The 6,270-nt window shown below is 72.0% G+C and carries 3 protein-coding genes; 1 reads left to right on the forward strand and 2 read right to left on the reverse strand.

Annotated features, from left to right (window positions below; translation table 11 throughout):
- The coding region (locus F8274_RS29525; protein ID WP_151465630.1) for a M14 family zinc carboxypeptidase at window positions 1-2,675 on the forward strand (2,675 nt) is incomplete at its 5' end.
- Between the two features lie 73 nt (window positions 2,676-2,748).
- On the opposite strand, the gene F8274_RS29530 is transcribed toward F8274_RS29525, so the two are convergent.
- Both F8274_RS29530 and F8274_RS29535 read right to left on the reverse strand, forming a co-directional pair.
- On the reverse strand, window positions 2,749-4,032 hold the full coding sequence (locus F8274_RS29530) for a citrate synthase (protein ID WP_151465631.1): 1,284 nt from the start codon (window positions 4,030-4,032) through the stop codon (window positions 2,749-2,751).
- 194 nt (window positions 4,033-4,226) lie between these two features.
- The coding region (locus F8274_RS29535; RefSeq protein WP_225854034.1) for a sulfatase-like hydrolase/transferase at window positions 4,227-6,270 on the reverse strand (2,044 nt) is incomplete at its 5' end.

A 6,270-nucleotide genomic window follows, 5' to 3' on the forward strand; every position in this document is an offset into this window, starting at 1 on the left:
ACGACCCCGCCGCCCGGCTGTCCACCGTGCCCAGCCCCGAGTCCGCGCTGGGCTTCCCGCTCGGCACGGGCCAGGAGCGGGTCGTCACCAACGACGAGGCCCGCAGCTACCTGAAGGCCGTCGACGCCGCCTCCGACCGGGTGGTCACCGGCGTCATGGCGACGAGCGTGCTCGGCCAGCCGCTGCCCTACGCCATCGTCTCGCACGAGCGACACGTCCGGCCCGGCGCGTTGAAACAGATCGCCGACGACATCCGCGATCTGCGGGACCCGCGCCGGACCAGGGCGAAGAAGGCCGCCAGGACCGCCACCGACCGCCCGGCGATCGTCTGGGTGGCCGGGAACGTGCACGGCGGGGAGAAGAGCGGCACGGACGCCGCGCTCAAGACCCTGTACGAGCTGGCATCCGGGCTGTCCTGCGCGGTCGCGGAGCGCAACGACAACCTGGTGACCGTCATCGTGCCGACCCAGAACCCGGACGGCCGCGACGCCAGCCGCCGGCAGAACGAGTACGGCTTCGACCTGAACCGAGACTGGTTCGCCCGCACCCAGCAGGAGACCGACGGCAAGATCGAACTGCTGCGGCAGTACCCGCCGCAGGTCTTCGTCGACGCGCACGAGATGGGTGGCCGGCAGTACTTCTTCCCGCCCAACGCCGACCCGATCCACCACGAGATCTCCAGCGAGAACGTCGACTGGATCAACCGGATCGGCGAGGCCAACAAGGCCGGCTTCGGCTTCAACGGCGCCTGCGGCGGCGCCGTCACCACCGAGTGCTACTTCAACTACGCGACGTACGACCTGTTCTTCATGGGCTACGGCGACACCGTCCCGGCCGCCGGCTTCGGCGCCGCCGGCATGACCTTCGAGAAGGGCAGCGCGTCGGCGGTGGCCGACCGGGTCCAGCAGCAGTTCCACACCCAGTGGTCCACCCTCGGGTGGGCCGCCGCGAACAAGCACGAGGTGCTGACCAGCTACTACAAGATCTGGACGGACGCGCTCGCCGAGGGCCGGACCGGGACGCTGGAGCCGAACGAGGTGGTCCAGCCGACCAACACCGTCCAGTTCCCGGTGCCGGACATCAGGATCCGCTCGTACTTCCTGCTCCCCGACCGGCAGCTCGCCGACGTGCGCCAGCTGGTCGAGCGGCTGCGCCGGATGGACGTCGAGGTCTACGAGGTGACCAGGCCGACGAAGGTGCCCACGGCCCGGGTCTTCGGCGGGCGCACCGCGACCGACGTCACGGTGCCGGTCGGCGCGTACTGGATCCCGATGGACCAGCCGCAGAAGCACTGGATCCAGGCGATCATGGGCGAGGACCCGTACGTCCCGTTCCCCTACTTCTACGACGTGTCGTCCTGGAGCAACCCGCTGCTCATGGGCGTGGACACCATCTACACCGGTGACGACGTCCGGCCGCACGCCCGACCGGTCCGGCAGATCACCGGCGGCACGGCCGCGGCGGCCGGGGCGAAGGGGTCGTACGCGTACCCGCTGGACTCGGCGGCGGCGGCCGAACTCACGTTCCGGCTGCTCGGCCGGGGCGTGCCGCTCGTCCGTGACCTCGACACCAGCGTGGTGGGCTTCCCCGCGAAGAGCCTGACGAAGGAGATCGACCGGCTGGCCCGGTCGCTCGGGGTCACCCTGCGCCCGAGCCGCGCGGCGGCCGGCGGGAGCCCGGTGGACCTGCCGGATGTCGGGCTGTTCGAGGGGACCGGCATCTCCACCACCTCCGGCTCGCACGGCGAGGCCCGGTACGTGCTCGGCAAGCGGTGGGGGCTCGACCTCACGCCGGTGACCACCGCGGACATCAACGACAACACCCCGGCGTTCACCGAGCGCACCGTGCTGCTCGTGCCGGACGGCAGCAGCCCGACCGGTGGGCTCACCGCCGCCGGGCAGGCCAACCTGCGGAACTGGATCGCCCAGGGCCACACCTATCTCGGCCTGCGCAACGAGGGCACCCGGATGGCCCGGGCCGCCGGACTCACCTCCACCACCGAGAAGACGAAGCCGGCGGACTACCGGATGATCGGTTCGCACCTGCGGGTCGACGTCGACGGCAGCAGCCCGGTCGCGCTGGGCCGCCCGGCGGAGGACTTCGAGTTCAACAACAGCGACTCGATCCTCAACCCGAGCAGCACCGGCACCAACGTCCTCACCTACCCGTCCGACGACACCTTCTGGGCCAACGGCTACACGATGCGCAGCGACGTGTTGAAGGGCACGGTCGCCCTGGTGGACGAGCCCACCGGCACCGGTCGGGCCGTGCTGTTCGCGTTCAACCCGCTCTTCCGGGCGTACAACGAGAACGGGTTGCACCTGGTGGCCAACGCCCTGCTCTACCCGTCGGGTGCGGCGGCGGACCGCGGCACGGCGCGGCCCACGGCCGGTGTCGGCCCCGCCCGGGCGGCCGCGGCGGCTCAGCCGGTGGCGGAGGACCTGGGCGGCGGGTGGCGCCCGATCACCGTCGAGGTGGCGGCCGGTGACCGCGCTCGTGCCGAAGCGGTCGTCGCCCGGTACACCGACACGGCCCGGACCTCCGAGGCGGGCGGGTCGGCCTACCTGGTGATCCCGAACCCGGCCGGCCTGCAGGCCGACGAGCACCCGTTCCTGCGTGACCTGGTGGGCGCCCTCCGGGACGCGCGCATCCCGCTGCGTTCCCTGGTGGGCTGACGCACCGCCGGCGTACCGACACGAAGGCCGCCGACCCGCACGGGGTCGGCGGCCTTCGCCGTCAGGACCGGGCTCAGCGCTCCGCGGCGGGGACGTAGTCCCGCTCGGCGTAGCCGGTGTAGATCTGCCGCGGGCGGCCGATCTTGGTCTCCGGGTCGTTGATCATCTCGCGCCACTGGGCGATCCAGCCGGGGAGCCGGCCCAGGGCGAACAGCACCGTGAACATCTTCGTCGGGAAGCCCATGGCCTTGTAGATCAGGCCGGTGTAGAAGTCGACGTTCGGGTAGAGCCGGCGCGACACGAAGAAGTCGTCGGCGAGGGCGATCTCCTCCAGCTGCATCGCGAGGTCCAGCAGCGGGTCCGGCTTGGCCATCCGGCCGAGCACGTCCTGGGCGGCCTTCTTCACGATGGCGGCGCGCGGGTCGTAGTTCTTGTAGACCCGGTGGCCGAAGCCCATGAGCTTCACGCCGTCCTGCTTGTCCTTCACCTTCTGCACGAAGGTGCGGACGTCGCCGCCGTCGGCCTGGATCTTCTGGAGCATCTCCAGCACGGCCTGGTTGGCGCCGCCGTGCAGCGGGCCGAACAGCGCGTTCACGCCGGCCGAGACCGAGGCGAACAGGTTGGCGTTGCTGGAACCGACCAGCCGGACGGTCGAGGTGGAGCAGTTCTGCTCGTGGTCGGCGTGCAGGATGAAGAGCATGTCCAGCACGCGGGCCATCACGGGGTCGACCTCGTACGGCTCGGCCGGCACGCCGAAGGTCATCCGCAGGAAGTTCTCGACGTAGCCCAGCGAGTTGTCCGGGTAGAGCAGCGGCTGGCCGATCGACTTCTTGTACGCGTACGAGGCGATGGTGGGGACCTTCGCCATCAGCCGCACCGTGGACATCTCCACGTGGTCGGAGTCGAACGGGTCCAGGCTGTCCTGGTAGAAGGTCGAGATCGCGCTGACGGCCGAGGAGAGCACGGCCATCGGGTGCGCGTCGCGCGGGAAGCCGTCGAAGAAGCGGCGCATCTCCTCGTGCAGCAGCGAGTGCCGGCGGATCCGCTCGCTGAACTCGGTGAGCTGCGTCTGGCTCGGCAGCTCGCCGTAGATCAGCAGGTAGGAGACCTCCAGGAAGGAGGACTTCTCGGCCAGCTGCTCGATCGGGTAGCCCCGGTACCGCAGGATGCCCGCGTCACCGTCGATGTAGGTGATCGCGGACGAGCAGGACGCCGTGTTCACGAAACCGGGGTCGTACGTCGTCATCCCGGTTTCCTTCAGCAGCTTGCCCACCCCGATTCCGGCGGGCCCCTCGACCGCGGACTGCACCGGCATCGACAGCTGCCCACCGGGGTGGTCGAGCTTGACTTCCGTCATCTGTTCCTCGCTTCGCCGGCAAGATCTTCGTTGAGTTGCCTTCGCTTTTACCGTAATCACGGTGGGGAGGACACCGCTCGTCATGGTTCGGTGGTGAGGTATGCGTCACCCGATTCCCGACTTGCCGACTCGGAAACCCGGTGGAAGCGCGACCACCCCGAGCTGGGAAGGCTACCCGGCGATCCTGCGGATGATCACGAGAGGGTGAGCCGGCTCAGCGCCCCGTCGGCGCCCACCCGGTAGAGGTCGAGGCGGTTGGCCCCGGCGGCGAAGAGCCGGTCGTCGGGGAGAAGGGCGGCGAACCGCCGGCCCGCGTGGTCCGGCGGGACCACCGGGACGACCGCGCCCACGGTGCCGTTCACCGCCACGGCGAGCCGCGTCCCGTCCGGCACCGAGGCGGGCACGGTCCCCCATACCAGCGCGGGCAGCTCGCCGCGCGCCGGGTCGACGTCGCGGAACGCGGCGAGGTTGCCCACGGTCGCCGTACCCCCGGGTGGTTTCTCCCCGACCCGGGTGCCCACCAGCGGGTCGGGGGCGGGTGCGGCGGCCGGGGACGGAACCCCGCCGGGGAACGTCAGCGGCTGGCCGGGTGTGTCGTAGAAGCGCTTGTCGGAGGTTTCGCGCGGCGCCTGGCTCGCCGGCCGGCCTTCCATCTGCCAGGGGATCCGCATGTGGGTCTCGTCGGCGATCGTCGGCAGCAGGTCCACGTGCTGCCAGTTCTGGTCGTCGATCCGGCCGGTCCGCTGGCCGGGTTGCTTCAGGAACATCGGCACCCAGGCGACCTGGTCGGGCGCGTGGTTGATGGCGTCCAGCCCCCGGCCCTGCCAGTCCTTGCGGAAGCTCACCCCGTGGTCGGCGGTGACCACCACGAGCGCCTTGTCGTAGAGGCCGGTGGCGCGCAGGGTGCGCAGCGTCTCGCCGATCAGCCGATCGGTGTAGCCGAGCTGGGCGAGGTGCCGGGCCCGGGCCAGGTCGACCCACCCGGTCCCGTCGCTGGGCAGGTCCTCGGGGGCCGCGTAGTGCGCCCCGGACGGCAGGTAGACCCAGGGCGAGTGCGGCATCAGCAGGTGCAGGAAGTGCAGCGTGGGCCGGTCGGCGGGGCGCAGCCCGGCCAGGAAGGTGGTGAACCGGGCCGGCTGGTTGTCGTCGAGGGTGTCCCAGCGGAACTTCGGGTCGTTCGGCACCGGCTCGGCCGCGTCCAGCCCCGCCTCGGCGCGGGTCTGCTCCCGGTAGGACTCCTCCGGGTCGATCCGGCTGTCGACCGGAGCGGTGACCTGGCGCAGCAGCTTCCCGCTCTCCCGGACCAGCACCCCGAGCCCCTGCTCCGGGCTGGCGGGCTGCTCACAGCGGCTGGGCGGGCACAGCCGGGTGATGCTCTCCTCGGCCTTGATGTCGTACAGGCCGCCGAGGGCCGTGAAGAGGTTGTCCGGGTAGCGCGAGTAGTGCGGGGCGATCGGCTCGGCCGGGTAGCGCCCGCGGAGCATGGCCGGCAGCGCGTAGGGGGTCCAGCCGCTGACGCCGGTGGCGTTGCGGTACCAGGTCGAGCCGGCGGCCAGCTCGGCGAAGTGCGGGTACCGGGCGGCGTCGATCCTCTTGTCCGGGCCGAGCAGGGAGACCAGCGGCAGCTCGTCCAGGACGATCATGACCACCGGCGGGTGGGCGCCCGCGCCGGCCACCCCGGCGGCGCCGCCGTCCCCGCGGGGCAGCACCACCGCCGAGGCCGGCGAGGCGAAGACGAACAGGCCCACGAAGACCAGCGGCCCGACCGCGGCCACCCGCAGCACCCGGGCGATGGCCCGCCACCGCCGGTGGGCGGCCGCCGCGCCGGCGCCGGCCGCGACCGCCACCACCAGCAGGGGTACGCCCCGCAGCGGCGTGACGTGCCGGCCGACCTGGACCGCGAGCGCGGCCAGCAGCAGCCCCACGACCAGCGTGTGCAGGGCCGCCCGGGCGGGCCGACCGGCGACCAGGCCGACCGCGCCGAGCAGGGCGAACGGCACGGTCGGCGCGATCGCGATCAGAGCCACCAGGAGCAGCACGTCGGCCCGGGAGGCCCGGTGGAACAGGAAGAAGTCCGGGCTGCGGCCGAGCACGTCCAGCAGCGGCTGGGTGACCACCAGCCCGACCAGCGCCGCCACCTCCAGCAGCCGGCCCGCCTCGCCACGCCAGCCGCCCCGGCTGCGGGGCCGGGGCGGGGCCGCCGGCGGGGCGAGCGGCGGGGCGAGCGTGTCCTCAGCC

Source organism: Micromonospora sp. AMSO31t (assembly GCF_008868175.1).
GTDB lineage: Bacteria > Actinomycetota > Actinomycetes > Mycobacteriales > Micromonosporaceae > Micromonospora.

Excerpts from the sequence above, each read along its gene's own strand:
- F8274_RS29530 (WP_151465631.1), bottom strand. The coding sequence starts at position 4,032 with ATGACGGAAGTCAAGCTCGACCACCCCGGTGGGCAGCTGTCGATGCCG.